The sequence below is a fragment of the Gemmatimonadaceae bacterium genome (genome assembly GCA_035633115.1).
In the GTDB taxonomy this organism is placed as follows: Bacteria; Gemmatimonadota; Gemmatimonadetes; order Gemmatimonadales; family Gemmatimonadaceae; genus UBA4720.
Genome location: DASQFN010000103.1, coordinates 95205 through 112515, shown reverse-complemented (window position 1 = coordinate 112515; position 17311 = coordinate 95205). Strand labels below are relative to the sequence as shown.

The following is a 17311-nucleotide window of genomic DNA, read 5'->3' as shown; positions in this document are numbered from 1 at the left end:
TGCTGTCGCGGAGCCGATCAGTTTCGCGGGTGCCCGTGGCTGTCAAGCGGTCGTTGGCGTAGCCGCTGCTTATCGGGCCAGCTTGTACTCAGCGAGAAGCGTGTCGGCGGCTTTTCCGCGGCCCATTGCGCGCAGCAAGGCAGCGTAATCGTTGACAGTTTCAGCGATGTCCGCATTGCCCGGAGGCAATGCCTGACGCCGAATCCTGAGCGCTCTCTGGTACACAGGCTCTGCTTCCTTGTAGCGCCCTTGATCGCGGAGCATTCCGGCAAGCCCGTTGAGAGTGACGGCCGCGCTCGGATCTCCGGGGGGTAGGCGGGCCTCTTTGATCGTCAGCGCACGCCGGAACAAGGGTTCCGCTTCCTTGTATCGACCGAGCTTCCAGTAAGTCTCCCCCAGGTTGTTGAGGATGAACGCAATGTTCGGATGCATCGAGTCCCATGTGCGCTCTAACGCTTTCCTCGCCCGCTCGTAGAGCGGAAGCGCGTCCTGATAGCGGCCGAGCGACCAGTAGACACCGCCGAGATTGTTGAGCGCCGGCGCAAGATCAGGATGATCCGGCCCGAGTCGGCGCTCATCCATCGCCAGGCTTCGGCTAAAGAGCGGCTCTGCGTCCGCGTACCGTCTCTGAGCCCAATAGACGACGCCCAGAGCCAGGAGATGGCGCGCTAGGATCGGAGCGTCGGCTTCGAGTTTCTGCTCGTCAATCGCAATGGCGCGCTTGTACAGCGATTCCGCCTCGGCGTGCTTGCCCGCGCGTAACCGTAGTCGAGCAAGCCCCGCGAGACCGCGCGCGACGAGTGGATCGTTCGGGCCCAATCTTTGGTTGCTGATCGAAATCGCACGCTGGAAATGCTGTTCGGCCGGTTTGACGTCACCGTGGCCCGCCAGCGCCTCGCCAATTGCCAGCTCCGTTTCGGCGACCGAGGAGTCATTGGGCCCAGCGGATCGCTCCTTCGCGGTCAATGCGCGCTGGAGCGGCGGCAACGCTTCTGCGTAGAGACCGAGCGCCGTATAAGCAGTTCCAATCGTGTGCATCATCCTGCCCTGCAGTTGCGGCTGCTGCTCAAGATCGGCGAGCGACCTTGTCGCGCCGCGGTCGAGCAGGTCGCGAGCAGTGACTAGATTACCGTCAGGTCTGATCAACCCGGGGATCATGTCGAAGCGAAAGAGTTCAACCAGAAAATCGCTTACCTTCTCAGCCGTGGCAGCCTCCTGAGCGGCGACACGCTCCGCGCGCACGGCTCTTACCATTCCGGCGGTGGCGAGGACAGCACTCACGGTCAGCGCTGCCGCAGCGACACTCGCGGCTGCTACTCCAGCTCGATTCCTCCGCACGAATTTTCTCAGCCGATAACCTGTGCTTGGCGGCCGGGCGACAACCGGCTCATGCGACAGGAACCGCTCGACATCTGTCGCAAAAGCTGCGGCTGTCTCGTAGCGGCGTGCGCGCTGCGGCTCGAGCGCTTTCATGGTGATCCAGTCGAGATCTCCCGAGAGGTCGCGCTCCAGATGCTCCGGCGTCGTCCGCCTCGCCGATGCGATTGCTTCCTGGTATTCTGCGAGTGCGTTGAAGCGCGCGCTTGGCCGGGGAGTGTTCGCGTCACCCGACGCAAGATGGAAAATGAACGCGGGCATTCGATCCGCCTTCGGCTCGACGGGAAGACGGCCGACGAGCAGGAGGTAAAGGATCACACCAAGGGAGTAGATGTCGGTTCGCGTATCGACGTCTATTCCGGATGATTCGGCCTGTTCCGGGCTCATGTAGGCGGCCGTGCCAATGGGAGTTCCCGCAAGGGTGGACATCGTCTTTTCTGTGAGCTTCAGCCCCAGCGCCTTGGCGATACCGAAATCGATGATCTTCGGCTGGGGCATTCCGTTCTGCTCGGTGACGAGGATGTTCGATGGTTTGATGTCGCGGTGGATAACTCCTTTCTGATGCGCATGCTGAACGGCCTCGCATACGGCAACGAACAGCTTCAGGCGCTCCTTCGTCGAAAGGCGACGGGAATCGCAGAAATCGTCGATGGGAAGCCCCTTCACCAACTCCATCGCGAAAAAAGGATCGCCGTGCGACGTCTCGCCGGCCTGGAAAACTGTCGCAATTCCCGGATGATCCATGAGCGCCAGCGCCTGGCGCTCGGCCTCGAATCGCGCTCTTACCTCACGCGATCCGAAGCCTGAGCGCACGACCTTGACCGCGACGCTTCGTCGGAATGTGCCGGTCTCCTCCGCCTCATAGACCGTTCCCATTCCGCCTTCACCAAGGACCCTGATGACTCTGTACGGGCCGATGAATTCCGGCGTGTTAACGAGGGCTTCGTCAGGCGGTGACACGCCTGTACATTCCTGGTCAGGCTACCATGGGACGAACATGTCGGGGTCGATTACCGCGGTGTCTTGAACCTTGCCTCCGTCACGAGAGCAGACTGCGGTGACCGTATACTTGTAAGTTCCGCGGAGCGTTCCCGGCGCCGGCTTGGCGCGGGCCGGAGTAGCCGGCGTGACGATGAAGGATCTCTCCTGGAACGGAAACGTGGTTTTGCCAGGACCGATCACGGCCTGATCGACATTGCCGCCAGGCAACATTTCCCAGGTGAACGATGAGTCTTCCGCGGCTACCACGCGCCACGGAAGCAGCTTGAACTCAAGGCCACTGGTTGGGAGGCACAGCAGCCGAATCAATACTCGCCCACGCGAGGGTGTTAGCTCTTCCTGCTGCTGACAGGCCGCAACTACGGAGACAGCGAGGAGGGCAAAGATCGAGCTGCGCCGCATGTCTGACTCCTGAGTTGGGGGTTGCACAAGAGTGCGATCCCCTTGCCCAGCGCGCAATAGGAGGACGTCGGTGCTCGTTGACTGCGAGGGCGAGAAAGGTCGTGGGTCAGCAGACCCGTCCTCGACGTCCTCGCGGCTGCGTGTTCGTTCAATACAGTCGCGGTACGTTACGGCAACCGTTGTGCCTTGTTGGCAAGAACTCCCCTCCGAATCACAGCCCCTGCGGCGAGAGCCGCTGACGTGGCGCTCACGAAGGTTACAACGAGCATCGTCGCCCGCTTCGGCGCGTTGGGCGCACCCACCCGCCAGCCGGTGGTATCCATCACTATGTCAACGAGTAGAAATGCAGCACGGGCGCAAATCCCGGCAACAGCAGCCGACTGTGGTGTAATCAGGCAACTGCCGTTTAGACAGAACTCGAGGAATCCGTCTCGGTACCACGCAAATCTGCAAGGCGGAGTGCGCAACCCAGCGTGCGTACCAGGGCGGACAGGAGCGGGATGGCCTTTAGGGCTCGACGACCTCGATCGTCTGCCCCGCCTTGATGGGGCCGGCCACCGTCTGGCGTCGACCCGCAAGCCACCGGACTTCGATCCCCGCAGCATGGTCAGCGTCCGCGAGGCCGAAGTAGAGCGGCAAGTTGCTCTGAGAGAGGTAGCCCGACTTTCCGTCGAGGAGCTTCAGAATGCGACGCCCGTCGGGTAGCACGACGGTAACCTCGGAGCCGAGCCCATCCCGGTTCGATCGCGTACCGCGAAGGCGGACTTTGAGGAAGCTGATCCCATGTCGTTGCGCGAGGTCGGCGACGAGCACCTGCGGATTGGCGTTGAACTCGTTGGTGACGATGTCGAGATCCCCATCAGCGTCGAGATCGAGTGCGACCGCCGATCGCGTCCCGAGAGCGCCCATCATTGTAAGACGACCTCCGGAATCGAGCTGACACCCGGCGGTAGTCGCACCTTGCTGCGAACAGGCTCGGCACATGGAATTGAATGCGTCAGCCCCGCTGCAATGGAGCGTGAACCAGACCTTTTGCGTCGCACCTTTTGGCCGCGGCTCCACGCCGACCACGAATTCACTCGGCAAAAAACGCCGCCCGCCCTCGTTCAGCAGCACGGAGTTGATTCCGTATCGATACGGGAAGTTCATGCCCGCGGCGACGAAAATGTCGTTCCACCTGTCGGCGTTGAAATCGTCGACACTGGGCCCCCACGGCCAATACGTTTCCACGCCGACCGAGTCGGATACCTCGTCGAAACCTGAAGTACGGGAATTGGCCGAGTTGGGGAGTAACGACAGGCACTTTGTTAACGTCGAATCCGATGACCATCGCAGAAGCGGGTTCGCCGGTTGCGAGCGGAGGGGACGTCTGCGTCGGAACGGCCGTCGCGGAAGACGATTCAGAAACCTGGGCGGTTGGAGTCGGCTCATCTTTCTTGGCACATCCGACGAGAGTAAGCTCTGCCAACAGGCCGAGCACGAGGGTGTTGAGAGGCGTGCGCATGATTATCTCCTTCTAGTTGCGCGGGAGCTCGGCGGACTGCGAAGCGTCAGTCAGGAGCTCATTTGTCGACAAAGTGACCCGCATCAGTTGTTGCGCGCATGTAGCATTTATCGTTACGACGGGCAGTCACCTTCAGCCACAGTTCGAGGGCAAAAAGCCACCAACCAGTAGCGGTTGCGCGACTTTCGATGGCTCGAGCAGACAGGTACCAACAAGAATCCGGGTAACTTGACCGGGCGAGGTAGGCCGACCATGTTGACCTCCCCTTTCCTCCGTGGCCTACCCATTTCGTCTGTGCTCCCAATCGACCGATTGAAGAATGCCCTGAACGGGCTGTACACCGTCGACCGCGAGCTCGGTCGAGGCGGCATGGCGACGGTCTACTTGGCGCAGGATTCCAAGCACGATCGGACTGTCGCCCTCAAGGTTCTGCACCCGGAGCTTGCCAGCTCACTCGGCCCGGAACGCTTCCTTCGCGAGATCAAGCTCGCCGCGCGCCTGAATCATCCGCACATCCTCCCGTTGTATGACTCGGGAGAGGCCGACGGATTTCTCTACTATGTGATGCCTTACGTAGAAGGAGAATCCCTGCGCGAGCGCCTCGATCGGCAGAAGCAACTCCCGGTCGACGAGGCCGTGCATCACGCGAACGCCATCGCTTCGGCACTCGATTACGCCCATCGGCAAGGGATCATCCATCGCGACATAAAGCCCGAGAACGTGATGCTGTACGAAAGCGAGGCAATGGTCATGGATTTCGGCATCGCGAAAGCGCTGAGCGCAGCCGGGAGCGACACGCTCACGCAGACCGGAATGATGATCGGCACTCCAGCTTACGTGAGCCCGGAGCAGGCGGCGGGGGCGCAGGATCTCGATGGCAGGAGCGACCAGTATTCGCTTGCGTGCGTGCTATACGAGATGCTGAGCGGCGAGCGGCCGTTCACGGGACCGTCGCCACAGGCAGTTATGTCGAAAAGGTTCACCGAGTCGCCAAAGTCGGTGCGAGCCATTCGTCCGAACATCCCCGAGAACGTCGAGCGCGCACTCACCAAGGCGATGTCGACGGACACTGCAGCCCGCTACAAGAGCGTCGCAATGTTCGGGCAGGCACTTATCTCCGGTAGCGTTTCGACGCCAACCGATACCGAGACGCTTCCTCAGCAGTCCGGCTCGGCGGCGAAATCCGTTGCGGTGCTTCCGTTCATCAACATGAGCAACGATCCCGACAACGAGTATTTCGCCGACGGGATGGCCGAGGAGATCATCAACGCGCTGTCGAAAATCCAGTCGCTTCGCGTGGCCTCGCGAATGCAGTCATTCCCGCTCAAGGGAAAGAACGAGGACGTCGCCGAGGTGGGACGCAAGCTGCACGTCTCGACCGTCCTGGACGGGAGCGTGCGCAGGATTGGAAACCGGCTGAGAATAACCGCTCAGCTCGTGAACGTCGCCGACGGCTATCAGCTGTGGACCGAGAGATACGATCGCGAGATGGAGGACGTGTTCGCGATCCAGGATGACATCTCTCAGGCAATCGTCACCGCGCTCAGAGTGATCCTGACCGAGGGCGAGAAGAAGGCGATTGGAAAAGGCCGTGTCGCCAATGTGCAGGCCTACGATTTCTATCTGCGCGGCCGCCAGTACTTTCACCAGCTCAGCCGGAAAAACCTGGAGTTTGCAAAGCAGATGTTCAATCGCGCGATTCAGATCGATCCTGATTACGCGATTGCGCACGCGGGTGTCGCCGATTCGTGCTCCATTCTCTACATGTATTTCGACGCTCGGGAGTTCAACCTCAAACAGGCGGACTCGGCGAGTCTCAAAGCGCTCGAGCTCGATCCGGAGCTCGCTGAATCGCACGCTGCCCGTGGACTTGCTGTCTCGCTCAGCAAGCGGTGGGACGAAGCGGCGCAGGAATTCGAGACCGCGATGCGTCTCGATCCAAAGCTCTATGAAGCGCCGTACTTCTACGGGCGCGCGCGGCTGGCACAAGGTCGAGCAGAGGATTCACTCAAGCTGTTCGAGCGGGCGTCGACTCTTCGCCCCGAGGATTACCAGGCTCCGGTGCTTCTGGCACAGGCATACGACTCGCTGGGCGACACCGCAAATGCGGAGAGCTGGTACCGGCGCGGAGTGCAGATTCTCGGTGAGCGCATGGAGCTGAATCCTGACGATACGCGGGCACTGATCCTGGGCGGTGTTTCCCTTGCCCGCCTTGGTGAGCGCGAGCGTTCGCTCGACATGGCAAACCGCGCGCTGTCGGTGGACCCCGATGATTCAGCGCTGCTCTACAACGTCGCGTGCGTCTATGCGTCGCTGAACGAGAAAGAGCGGGCGATCGAGACGCTGGAGCGCGCCGTCGACCGCGGCTTCGGACAGCGCGAATGGATCGAGACGGACCCTGATCTGGCGCCTCTTCGCGGGACACCGAGATACGAGGCGATACTGAAGGCGATGTAAGGCTCGGACATGTGATCCGAGCAGTGGCAGAGCTACGCCGCTTCGCCCAACGACAGGCGGGGAACGGTAACGGCGAGCGCTGCATTCTTGCAGCATATTCTCGACGTCCACACCTCGGGGAAACGAACATTGGATGACCTTCTCTCTCGGCCGTGGCCATGGTATGTCGCCGGCCCCCTCATTGGGCTGATGGTGCCGGTCCTCCTGTTCATCGGAAACCGCCAGTTTGGAGTCGGTAGCAATCTCCGGCACATCTGCGCGGCTTTGGCGCCTCGGCAAACAGAGTTCTTTCGTTACGATTGGCGAAACATGGGGGGATGGAACCTCGCCTTCGCTGCCGGCATTGTCGTTGGCGGGGTCATTTCGGCACAGTGGCTCGGCAGCGATGCACCGACCGGACTTTCCTTCGCCACACGGAGCGATCTGACGGACCTCGGCATTCACAGCTTCGCGGGCCTCGTTCCCGTCGAGTTGTTCTCATGGGAAAGCCTGAAGAGCGTTCCTGGCTTCGTGTGCATCGTGATCGGCGGGCTATTTGTCGGTTTCGGCTCGGCCTGGGCGGGTGGATGCACTTCCGGACACGCAATCAGCGGGTTGGCTGATTTCCAGAAGGCATCTCTCATTGCGGTCGCGGCATTCTTTGTCGGTGGACTGATCACGACCTGGGTCGTTTTCCCGTACCTCTTCGCGGGGGGCTGAGGAGGTGTCCGCCATCATGAATCAGCAAGCGGCCCAGCAAAAAGGAGTCAGCGATCATGCCGCCGCTTTCGCGCGCGCTGGGTTCGGTCGCATGCTTCTCTACATCCTGATTGGTACGGGTTTCGGGATCGTAATCTCAAAGGGTGAGGTCATCTCCTGGTTTCGCATTCAGGAGATGTTCCGGTTTCAGTCGTTCCACATGTATGGCATCATAGGATCGGCTCTGCTGACCGCAGCGGTTTCCCTTCGGCTAATGCGACATTTTGGTGCGCGAACACTGGATGGTCAGCCGATTACCGTGCCGCCGAAAGAGCTGGGACGCGGCATCCGATATTGGGCGGGGGGAACGATCTTCGGCGTCGGTTGGGCCCTCGTTGGCGCTTGTCCGGGGCCGCTGTTTGCGCTCATTGGAAACGGTGTGACTGTCATGACCGTGGCGTTGGCGAGCGCGATTGTCGGGGCGTGGTTATATGGGAATCTGCGTCCAACACTCCCGCATTGAAGCGGTGCACGATGGACCGCTCGGCCCGATATCTTCTTCAAACGCAGGCAGCGAGAGTAGCAAGGCGTCGTTCGCTTGTTGCCCTCATCCGGGGCGTGTTTCAGGCAGCCTCACAGCTACGAGAATCCCGGTTGCCACAGTCAGAGCGCCAACCCATGCGATGGCGGGTTCGATCCCCCATTTATCCGCCAGAATTCCAGCGAAGATAGCCCCTATCGCATAGCCCGCATCTCGCCAGAAGCGGTATGCGCCAACTGCACTACCCCGCGAAGCAGGATGGGCGACATCCCCGATGACGGCGAGGAGCGTCGGATACACCATTGCTGTCCCCAGGCCAAGGCAGGCCGACGCTATGGTCCAGGCGAAAAGTCGATTTGTGAACGCAACAGCGATCAATGCTGCTCCCTGCAATACCATTCCAGAAACGATAAGCGTTTTGCGACCCCAGCGATCCGAGACGACTCCAGTCCAGAGTTGGCAAACTCCCCATGTAACCGGATAAATGAACGCCAGAAACCCGATTTCGCGAAGCGACAGTCCCGCAGCCGCAAAGAATAGCGGGAACAGGCCCCACACTACCCCGTCATTCAGATTGTTTACCAGTCCGGCGTGACTTGCAGTAGCAAGCGCCGGATCACGCCAGGTTGCCATCGCAAAAACCTGTCGCGGCGATTGCCGAATGCCAGCGCCCGCGGCCGTTCGCGGGGAGTTCTCCAGGAGACGAACTTCCTCCCTTACGTGCGCTCCGGTGTCCTTTACAAAAAGGAGAGTCAGCGTCAGGCCGGCGACCGTTGCCCCGACACCGAGGTAGAACGGTTCAGGGCGCAAGCCGTAGCGACTGGCGATCGCTCCGGAAAGAAGCGCTGCGACAGCGACCGCGACGTAACCGGCAAACTCGTTCAAGCCTGTCGCGAGACCCCGTTGTCGCGGTCCGACGAGATCGATCTTCATGATTACCGTGGTCGACCATGCCAAGCCCTGGTTGATCCCAAGCAGGATGTTCGCTGCAACAACCCATCCCCACGAAGGCGCCAACATGATCATGAACGGCACCGGGATCGCGAACACCCAGCCGAGTAGCAGAACGTTTTTGCGACCCCACGCATCGCCAATCCGCCCAGCAACGAGATTGGTGAGAGCCTTGACGACACCGAAGGTAGCGATGAACGAAAGGGCCGCACTGCGGGAAGCAAGACCGAACTCGTGTTCGGCGAGCAGCGGAAGCACCGTCCGCTCCAGCCCCACCATCGTGCCGACGAATGCATTGATCAGCACGAGCAGCCAGAACTGGCGCCAGTTCTCCCGCAGGCCGAGGAGAGGCGCGCCTTCCGAAGCCACGGAATTTGTAGAAAAGCGCGTCATACTCCACCCGGCTGCGGCAGCAGCGAGCTCAGCTCGGCCACCGCGAGCGCGCCGCAAATGCTGATCAGACCGAAGGCCGTCCAGAGCCCCATGATGACGAGCGGACTTGGGACGAGCCCGGCGATTGTGGGGGGTGTCCGGAAGATTCCGCTGCCAATTGTGATGCCGACGATGAGCGCCGTTCCACCGAAGAGCCCGATGACGCGGCGGAGATCGTGAGCCTGGGGCTGGATCATTTTTGTTGCCTTATGGTGCCTTATATAGTATCATAAACAGTACTATACTCACGGGTTTCCCTATGTTTTCAGTCCCGGCTGACTGCTCCATCGCCACTATTACCGAGCTGAAGCGTTCCACAAAGGAGACGCTTCAGGCATCTCGGGACGGCCCGGTATACGTCCTTAGCGACGGAAAGCCTGTGGCCGCCGTTGTGAGCATCGAGCTCGTTGAGATGATCAATGAGGCTATCGAGGATCGTCGCCTCGGCAGGATTGCCGGTGATCGGATGGATGCCATTTCCCAAAATCAGGAGTCACTTCTCAGTGAGGACGATTTCTGGGCGCGAGTAGAGACTAGTCGCCCAAGGCGCCAGGCGCGAGGACGATAGCCGGCTCGTCGGCAATGGGGAGACGCAAGCCGGGCAAGGGAAGCAAACATCAGCGGGGCTCTGAAAGGGCGCCGCGAGCGCCTTCAGCTCCGACTGGGTGGGTTATCAGATTTGCAGAGTCAGTAGAGCGAGTTGATCTCCGCGCGGTGGGCCACGCTGCTTTCGATGTTGCAAAGCGCGCGATTGAGAAGAAACTCAAGGTGAGCCCGAAGGAATACGGTGAGAGCTTGCGACATCCTCTTCACGGGCTCTTCAAACTAAAGTCATCCCATGTGCGAATTGCGTATCATGTGCAGGATACGCCAGCCGAAGTCTGGATCCTCATGATCGGCGACCGAAAGAGTATTTGGGAGGACGAGCAGGCGGAAATTTTAGAGCGTCTTGAAGCCGAGCTTGGCCGCCATGTAATCCGACAACTGAGCTCCAAGAAATAAAGGTTTTGTCGCTGCGGCAGACGCTGCACGCCCGCCGCCTCGGAGTCAAAGGTGGCAATCACCGCCTCCGGGTCGTCGGGCGGTGATCTGGGCGCTCGATTCCGATAGTCTCCAAGCAGGGCTAGCCAGCATTCCGGGAGACGACGGCGTCAGATTCGGTTACGCAGGGAGGCGGGCAGAGGTAGTTTCGGTCAGGCTCCCACCAGTCGAACTCGCCCTACATCCTCCGTCGTATGCGCCTTTTCTTCGTTCGAATCGCCCTTCTTGCCGCCGGCGTGACCACTCTTTTCTCCAGCCACTCCGCGTTTGCGCAGACCAAACTGCTTCGCTTCCCTGGAATTCACGGCGACCGGATCGTCTTCACCTACGGCGGTGATCTCTGGACCGCCTCCACGTCGGGCGGCGCTGCAGCTCGGCTGACGACTCACCCGGGCCTCGAGCTCTTCGCCAAATTCTCGCCCGACGGAAACTGGATTGCGTTCACCGGCCAGTACGACGGAGACGAGCAGGTGTACGTCGTTCCATCGGGCGGCGGGTCACCGAAGCAGCTCACGTATTATCCCTCCGGCGCACCACGGGCCGAGCGTTGGGGATATGACAATCAGGTCTACGGATGGACCAACGGCGGCTCGCGCATTCTTTTTCGTGGATCGCGCGGCTCCTGGAGCCTCGCCCAGACCCGGCTTTACACCGTGAGCCCCAGCGGCGGCTCGGCCATTCCGCTTCCGATGCCGCTGGCAGGCTCCGGCGCGTACTCGCCCGACGGAAAGCAGATGGTCTACTCCAAGGTCTTCCGCGATTTCCGACCCGAGAAGCGCTACAGCGGCGGCATGGCGAATTACCTAGCGATCTTCGATTTCGCAAAGAATTCCGCGAGGACAATCACCAAGGGTCCGCGGGCCGAGCGTGACGCGATGTGGATTGGCGGCAAGATCTACTACAACTCGGACAAGGATGGGACGTTCAATCTTTACGCGTATGATGTCGCGTCGGGCGCGACGACTCAGCTGACTCACAGCACCACATGGGATGTGCGTTGGCCGAGCGGCGATGCTGCAAGCGGAAAGATTATCTACGAAATGGCTGGTGAGCTGTCGATACTGGACACTAGGACTGGTCAGTCCACACCCATTCACGTAACGGTCACCGACGACGGAGTGAGCACCAGGCCATCGCGCGTCTCGGCGGCTGGTCAGGTGGAGAGTTTCAGCCTGAGTCCCAAGGGAGAGCGCGCACTTTTCGCGGCGCGCGGCGACATCTTCACCGCCCCCATCGAGCGCGGTTACACGCGCAATCTCACGCATTCATCGGGTGCACACGATCGTGCTCCGGCCTGGTCGCCCGACGGAGCGCGGATCGCGTTCATCTCCGACATGAGCGGCGAAGAAGAGATTTACATCGTTGCGCAGGACGGACAGTCGAAGCCGGTTCAGCTGACGAAGGGCGGAAAAGCACAGCGTTTCAGCCCGCGATGGTCGGCAGACGGGTCGCACATTGCGTTCAGGGAAAAAGGCGGGCGCTTGTACGTGCTGCGAGTCGCCGACAGGAATCTCATCGAGGTCGCGAAGGACATGCAGGGCGGCGCGGGAGATTACACGTGGTCGGCCTCGGGAAACAACCTCGCGTGGAGCATGACCGATTCCGACAAGGTCAGTCAGTCCGTGTACGTCTGGACCGCGAGCGATGGCAAGGTAGGCCGCGTCACCGGGCCAGTCTTCAACGAGTATCAGCCCGCGTGGGATCCGGATGGAAAGTTTCTTTACTACCTGAGCGACCGCGACTACCAGCCGCAGCTCTCGCAGGTGGAATTCAACTACGCGACTGCGCGCACCACGGGCATCTTTGCGGTTGCTTTGCGCAAAGATGTGAAGCACCCGTTTCCGATGGAGAGCGACGAAGTCACCGTCGACACGACGAAGGCCGCAGCACCGAAGCCCGCTACTCCACCGGCGACGTCGAAGACGGACTCCGCGAAAGATGGCAAAGACGCCGTGAAGCCCGCGGCTGTACAGATGCGCATCGACTTCGACGGAATCGAGGGCCGAGTGGTGCGTGTTCCGATCGAGGCCGACAACATCAGGGACCTTTATGTCGCAAACGGTCAGATCATCTACGTCGTGCAACCCGCCGGTTACTACGGAAGGACCGGTGAGCGGAAGCCGACCATCAACATGTTCACTCTCAAGGACCGGAAGAATCAGGTGGTTCTCGACAACGCGCCGAACTACGCTTTCTCGGCGGACAGGAAGAAGGTGATGGTCAGCGCCGGCGGCTACGCGGTGTACGACGTCGCCGCAAATTCCTCGGGCACGAAGAAGGCAGTTGAAACCGACGGCCTCGTTGTGGACCGTGTTCCGAAGGAGGAGTGGGCGCAGATCTTCGACGAGGTGTGGCGGAGATACCGCGACTATTTCTACGTGCAGAACATGCACGGCTACGACTGGCAGGCGCTGCACGATCAGTACAAGCCGCTCGTGCAGTACGTCGCGCATCGCGCCGATCTCAACTACGTGATTCAGGAGATGATCTCGGAGCTGTCGGTTCAGCACACGTACATCGCCGGCGGTGACTGGGGTGTTCCGCCACGCACGCAAGTCGCTCTCGCGGGTGCGGAGTTCAAGCTCGATTCCGCGACCGGACGCTATCGCATCTCGAAAATATTTGCCGGCGAGAATGAGGAGCCGAATTATCGTTCGCCGCTCACAGAGATTGGCGTGGACGCGAAAGTCGGCGACTACGTGCTCGCAGTCGACGGTGAAGATCTCCGCGGCAGCGACGATCCGTATCGTCTTCTGCGCGGAAAGGCCGATCGCCCGGTGACGCTCATGCTCAGCTCATCACCGCAGGGAAACTCATCGCGCCAGGTGACGTATCGCCCCATCACGAGCGAGGGCGACCTTGGCTACCTGAACATGGTGCTCGCCAACCAGAAACGTGTCGCGCAGCTCAGTGGTGGGAAGGTCGCGTACATCCACGTCCCGGACATGGGAGCGAGTGGACTTCGGGAATTCATCAAGTGGTACTATCCGCAGATCAACAAGGAAGGACTCGTCGTGGATGTCCGCGCGAATGGTGGCGGCAACGTCTCACGCATGTTGATCGAGCGACTGCGTCGCGAGCTCCTCGGCGTGAATTTCTCGCGCAACAACCAGCTGCCGCAGACCTACCCTGACAATGTGTTCGTCGGCCCGATGGCAGCGATCCTCGATGAGTACTCCAGCTCGGACGGCGACATTTTTCCTGCGATGTTCCGGCAGGCGAAGCTCGGTCCGCTGATTGGAAAACGCTCGTGGGGTGGCGTGGTTGGAATCAGCGGGGGCGTGCCGCTGATCGATGGGGGGAACATCAACGTGCCGACATCGGCGCTGGCGAGTGTGGATGGTCAGTGGATAATCGAGGGGCATGGTGTCGATCCCGACATCGAGGTGGAGAACGATGCGGCGTCGGTGCTGGCGGGAAAGGATCCGCAGCTCGAGCGTGCGGTGCAGGAAGTGATGCGGCAGATGGGGACGAAGCGTCACACGCTTCCGCCCCGGCCGGCGGATAAGGTGAGGCCGAGGATCGGGGGTTGAAAAATCCGGTTAGCGGTAGCGGGTACCGGCCGACACCTCGAATCGACACCTTGCGCGGAAGGAGAAATCCCGCCGACACGTAAGTGCAGACGGGATAGATGGTTGGTTAATGGGCCATCGAGGAGTTGAACCTCGGACCTCACGCTTATCAGGCGTGCGCTCTAACCACCTGAGCTAATGGCCCCTTGCGTGAGCAAGAGAAAATCGAGGGGGGCTTTAAAGTTACCGGACGCGGAAAAACGAGTCAACGCAACAACCTTGTAATTCGTGGATCAGGTCGTGGTTCCATCGTTTTGAAATTCAACGGAGAGAAACGCAGGTGCCACGTGAGAGGAGCCGAGGTCAGGGGTCGCAGGTCAGGCGCGAGATAACTCAAACCTCGCCTGCGACCTCGTAAGCTCGGCTCCTCGTCGCCTCGCACCCGTGATTTTCTCTTGTCCGGCTCATTGTTGTCCCTAGAAAAGCACCCCAAAGGTTATGGGGATGAATACGGCCGGCCGCTTCTCGGGCAGTGCGCGGAAGAAATGATGGTACCGCGCCTCGATAAACCCGCTCACGCCGGGGATCCATAGCCCGATTCCGCCGTTCGTCCCGAAATCGCTCTTGCTCCCCTGCCCGGGCACGTCCGGCCTGATGCCGTACGCTCCCACTCCAGCAGTGACGTAGAACCGGTCGGACCCTCCGCTGAACGGGCTGTACACGAGATTCGCGGTCGCGGCCGTGATTCTGGCGTTCCCTGCCTCCGTCCCGCTCTTCGCACCAAATCGATTCAGCATCCCGTCCACACGCAGGCCGAAGGGCGAGCCTACGCCGCCGAACGCGAACGTTATTCCGGCGTTCACGCCGGTGCTGTGATCATCCTGCAGATACGAAACCGGAATTGCCGCGCCCGCCGTCAATCCCCACGAGTATCCGTCGTCCACCTGTGCTGAAGCGGCAAATGGAAGAGCCATCACGAGAAGGGCAGTCGCTGCCGCTATCGAAAGTTTCATCGGAATCGTTGAATGTGAGACCGCCACGGAAAGAGACCCTCCCGTGGCGGTGAATTGCCAGCACAAGAATGCATCAGCGGAGCGGGACAATCAACTTGCTGAGCGCGCCGTCAATAGTCTTCGTATTTGTTGTGCCCGGGTCCTCGATGATGGCGGTCCGTATCGTCGGTGTCGTACTCGTCGTCGAGATCAACGAGGTCGTCGTCCAGATCGTCATCGAGATCGTCCTCGTCATCGTCGTCGTCCAGCTCGTCTTCGTCGTCTTCCAGGTCGTCGCTGTCGTCGTCGTCGTCAGGATCGTCCTCTAGATCGTCTTCAAGGTCGTCGTCATCGTCGTCATCGAGATCGTCTTCCACGATCTCATCTTCAGGATCGTCGCTCCCCGTCGGACTCGCTGCCGCGTAACCATCGTTGTTCGCGTCCCCCCTCCTCGCGTCGCCGGCGTCCCGCTCCGCAAATCCATCCAGCGGCGACTCGAACGTGTCCAACATAAAATCAGTGTCCTCCGGGGTTAGAGAAGCGCGCGCTCGCGTTTCGCTTCGCGCGACAGCTTCTTTCGATCGTTCGCGCTGAGGAAGCGCTTCCGCAAACGGATTGCCTGCGGGGTCACCTCGATCAGCTCGTCTTCCTCGATATACTCCAACGCTCCTTCAAGAGTCAACTCCCGGGGCGGCTCGAGCTGGATGTTCTCGTCGCTCGACTTGCTGCGCATGTTCGTCAACTTCTTCTCCCTGGTGGGGTTGACGTCCATGTCGCCGGGCCTGGAGTTCTCGCCGACAAGCATCCCCTCGTACACTTTGTCACCGGGGGCCACAAAAAGAGTGGCACGCTCGGCCAGATTGGCCAGCGCGAATGCAACAATCACACCGGCTTCCATCGAAACGAGCGTCCCCCGGGTTCTGCCAGCCAGCGCCCCCGCCCAGGGCCCGTAATCGAGGAACCGATGGTGCATGATTCCGGTGCCTCGGGTATCGGTCATGAACTCCGAACGGTAGCCGAACAATCCCCGCGCCGGGATGCGGTAGAGGAGGCGGACCATTCCCTGCCCCGGATTCTTCATCTCGATCATCTCCCCCCGCCGCGGGCCAAGCTTCTCGATCACGGCGCCGAGGAACTCCTCGGGCACGTCGATCGCCAGCTCCTCGTACGGCTCCAGTCGCTCGCCCCGCGCACCCCGCCGCGTGATGACCCTCGGCCGCGACACCTGAAACTCGAACCCTTCGCGCCGCATCGTTTCCATCAGGATTGTGAGGTGCAGCTCGCCCCTTCCCGACACGGTCCACGCGTCCATCGCATCCGTGTCTTCGACGCGGAGAGCGACGTTTCGCTCGAGCTCGCGGTAGAGCCGCTCGCTCAGCTGCCGGCTCGTGACGAATTTTCCCTCCCTTCCCGCAAACGGTGAGTTGTTGACGAGAAAATCGACGGAGATCGTCGGCTCTTCCACCGAGATGCCCGCGAGCCGCTCCGGATGCTCGACATCGGCGACTGTCAATCCGATCTCCACACCTTCGAGTCCGGCCAATGCTACAATCTCGCCTGCTGCAGCCTCATCGAGCTCAACCCGATCAAGACCCTCGTAACCGAAAAGCTTCGTCACGCGAGCCTGCTGAGTCCTCGCGTCGACGTCGAGCGGGAGGAGCGCGACCTGATCTCCAACGCGTACTTTGCCGCGCTCTATGCGACCGATCCCAAGTCGGCCGAGATATGGCGAATGATCGATTGTCGAGATGAGCATCTGGAACGGCGACGCGGTGTCCGTCGGTGGAGCCGGCACATAGCTCACGATTGCCTGGAACAGCGGCGTGAGATCGATCGCAGGCTGATCCATGTCCATTGTCGCCACACCGTCGCGGGCCGAGGCGTAAACCACCGGAGCGTCGAGTTGCCCGCCGTCCGCTTCGAGCTCGATGAAGAGATCGAGCACCTCGTCGTGGACGCGCAGCGGGTCGGCTCCCGGACGGTCGATCTTGTTGATGACGACAATCGGCGTGCGCCCGAGCTCGAGCGCCTTTCGCAGCACGAACCGAGTCTGGGGCATTGGTCCGTCGAAGGCATCCACTACCAGCAGCACGCCGTTCACCATCCGGAGCGTCCGCTCCACCTCGCCCCCGAAATCCGAGTGGCCGGGCGTATCGACGATGTTGATCTTCGTGCCCCCCCATCGCACCGAGGTGTTCTTGGCAAGGATGGTTATTCCACGCTCGCGCTCCAGCGGGTTCGAGTCCATGACCCGGTCCATCACGACCTGGTTTTCGCGGAACGCTCCAGCCTGACGCAGCATCTTGTCGACCAGCGTGGTCTTGCCGTGGTCGACGTGCGCGATGATGGCGATGTTTCGGATCTGCTGCGGGGTCTGCATAGCACGGAAGCTAACGGTGCCGAATATCCTTCTGTAGGCCGATCA

General features: G+C 60.8%; 15 protein-coding genes and 1 tRNA gene. 6 read left to right on the top strand and 10 right to left on the bottom strand.

What is annotated here, in order from left to right; all coding sequences use genetic code 11:
• Positions 1-69 precede the first annotated feature (69 nt).
• From VES88_13545 to VES88_13530, 4 genes are all read right to left on the bottom strand, one after another.
• Positions 70-2337 (bottom strand): serine/threonine-protein kinase, encoded by a 2268-nt coding sequence (locus VES88_13545; GenBank protein ID HYN82521.1) that lies wholly within the window; start codon positions 2335-2337, stop codon positions 70-72.
• Between the two features lie 21 nt (positions 2338-2358).
• Positions 2359-2778, bottom strand: a complete 420-nt coding sequence (locus VES88_13540) for a hypothetical protein (protein ID HYN82520.1) — start codon at positions 2776-2778, stop codon at positions 2359-2361.
• 167 nt (positions 2779-2945) lie between these two features.
• Positions 2946-3104 (bottom strand): hypothetical protein, encoded by a 159-nt coding sequence (locus tag VES88_13535; protein ID HYN82519.1) that lies wholly within the window; start codon positions 3102-3104, stop codon positions 2946-2948.
• 181 nt (positions 3105-3285) lie between these two features.
• Positions 3286-4008, bottom strand: a complete 723-nt coding sequence (locus VES88_13530) for an ASPIC/UnbV domain-containing protein (protein ID HYN82518.1) — start codon at positions 4006-4008, stop codon at positions 3286-3288.
• A gap of 568 nt (positions 4009-4576) precedes the next feature.
• Here VES88_13530 and VES88_13525 point away from each other — a divergent pair.
• The 3 genes from VES88_13525 (at position 4577) to VES88_13515 (ending at position 7940) form a co-directional block, all read left to right on the top strand.
• Complete coding sequence (locus tag VES88_13525) at positions 4577-6739, top strand: protein kinase (GenBank protein HYN82517.1); 2163 nt, start codon at positions 4577-4579, stop codon at positions 6737-6739.
• 129 nt (positions 6740-6868) lie between these two features.
• On the top strand, positions 6869-7438 hold the full coding sequence (locus tag VES88_13520; protein ID HYN82516.1) for a YeeE/YedE thiosulfate transporter family protein: 570 nt from the start codon (positions 6869-6871) through the stop codon (positions 7436-7438).
• 16 nt (positions 7439-7454) lie between these two features.
• The gene (locus tag VES88_13515; protein HYN82515.1) at positions 7455-7940 is read left to right on the top strand and encodes a DUF6691 family protein; all 486 of its coding nucleotides are present in this window, start codon (positions 7455-7457) and stop codon (positions 7938-7940) included.
• Between the two features lie 84 nt (positions 7941-8024).
• Here VES88_13515 and VES88_13510 read toward each other — a convergent pair whose 3' ends face one another.
• Together VES88_13510 and VES88_13505 are read right to left on the bottom strand one after the other, a co-directional pair.
• Complete coding sequence (locus VES88_13510; GenBank protein HYN82514.1) at positions 8025-9302, bottom strand: MFS transporter; 1278 nt, start codon at positions 9300-9302, stop codon at positions 8025-8027.
• A complete protein-coding gene (locus VES88_13505; protein ID HYN82513.1) occupies positions 9299-9538 on the bottom strand; it encodes an amino acid permease in 240 nt (79 codons plus the stop codon). The genes VES88_13510 and VES88_13505 overlap by 4 nt, the downstream gene beginning before the upstream one ends.
• Before the next feature lie 62 nt (positions 9539-9600).
• Here VES88_13505 and VES88_13500 point away from each other — a divergent pair, with 62 nt between their 5' ends.
• The 3 genes from VES88_13500 (at position 9601) to VES88_13490 (ending at position 13915) form a co-directional block, all read left to right on the top strand.
• Positions 9601-9909: a type II toxin-antitoxin system prevent-host-death family antitoxin gene (locus VES88_13500; GenBank protein HYN82512.1), complete on the top strand. Its 309-nt coding sequence runs from the start codon at positions 9601-9603 to the stop codon at positions 9907-9909.
• 146 nt (positions 9910-10055) lie between these two features.
• On the top strand, positions 10056-10343 hold the full coding sequence (locus VES88_13495; protein HYN82511.1) for a hypothetical protein: 288 nt from the start codon (positions 10056-10058) through the stop codon (positions 10341-10343).
• 233 nt (positions 10344-10576) lie between these two features.
• Entirely contained in the window at positions 10577-13915 is a 3339-nt protein-coding gene (locus VES88_13490) for a S41 family peptidase (GenBank protein HYN82510.1), read from the top strand.
• A gap of 110 nt (positions 13916-14025) precedes the next feature.
• Here VES88_13490 and VES88_13485 read toward each other — a convergent pair.
• The 4 genes from VES88_13485 to typA all read right to left on the bottom strand — a co-directional run bounded on the left by VES88_13485 (position 14026) and on the right by typA (position 17266).
• A tRNA-Ile gene (locus VES88_13485) sits at positions 14026-14099 on the bottom strand.
• Between the two features lie 271 nt (positions 14100-14370).
• Positions 14371-14907 (bottom strand): outer membrane beta-barrel protein, encoded by a 537-nt coding sequence (locus VES88_13480; GenBank protein ID HYN82509.1) that lies wholly within the window; start codon positions 14905-14907, stop codon positions 14371-14373.
• Between the two features lie 110 nt (positions 14908-15017).
• Complete coding sequence (locus VES88_13475) at positions 15018-15398, bottom strand: hypothetical protein (protein HYN82508.1); 381 nt, start codon at positions 15396-15398, stop codon at positions 15018-15020.
• 20 nt (positions 15399-15418) lie between these two features.
• Positions 15419-17266 (bottom strand): translational GTPase TypA, encoded by a 1848-nt coding sequence (typA, locus tag VES88_13470; GenBank protein HYN82507.1) that lies wholly within the window; start codon positions 17264-17266, stop codon positions 15419-15421.
• Between the last annotated feature and the right edge of the window lie 45 nt (positions 17267-17311).

Coding starts and splice junctions, on each gene's coding strand:
- VES88_13505 (HYN82513.1), bottom strand. CDS start 9,538: ATGATCCAGCCCCAGGCTCACGATCTCCGCCGCGTCATCGGGCTCTTC.
- VES88_13510 (HYN82514.1), bottom strand. CDS start 9,302: ATGACGCGCTTTTCTACAAATTCCGTGGCTTCGGAAGGCGCGCCTCTC.
- VES88_13515 (HYN82515.1), top strand. CDS start 7,455: ATGAATCAGCAAGCGGCCCAGCAAAAAGGAGTCAGCGATCATGCCGCC.
- typA (HYN82507.1), bottom strand. CDS start 17,266: ATGCAGACCCCGCAGCAGATCCGAAACATCGCCATCATCGCGCACGTC.
- VES88_13500 (HYN82512.1), top strand. CDS start 9,601: ATGTTTTCAGTCCCGGCTGACTGCTCCATCGCCACTATTACCGAGCTG.
- VES88_13475 (HYN82508.1), bottom strand. CDS start 15,398: ATGTTGGACACGTTCGAGTCGCCGCTGGATGGATTTGCGGAGCGGGAC.
- VES88_13480 (HYN82509.1), bottom strand. CDS start 14,907: ATGAAACTTTCGATAGCGGCAGCGACTGCCCTTCTCGTGATGGCTCTT.
- VES88_13540 (HYN82520.1), bottom strand. CDS start 2,778: ATGCGGCGCAGCTCGATCTTTGCCCTCCTCGCTGTCTCCGTAGTTGCG.
- VES88_13490 (HYN82510.1), top strand. CDS start 10,577: ATGCGCCTTTTCTTCGTTCGAATCGCCCTTCTTGCCGCCGGCGTGACC.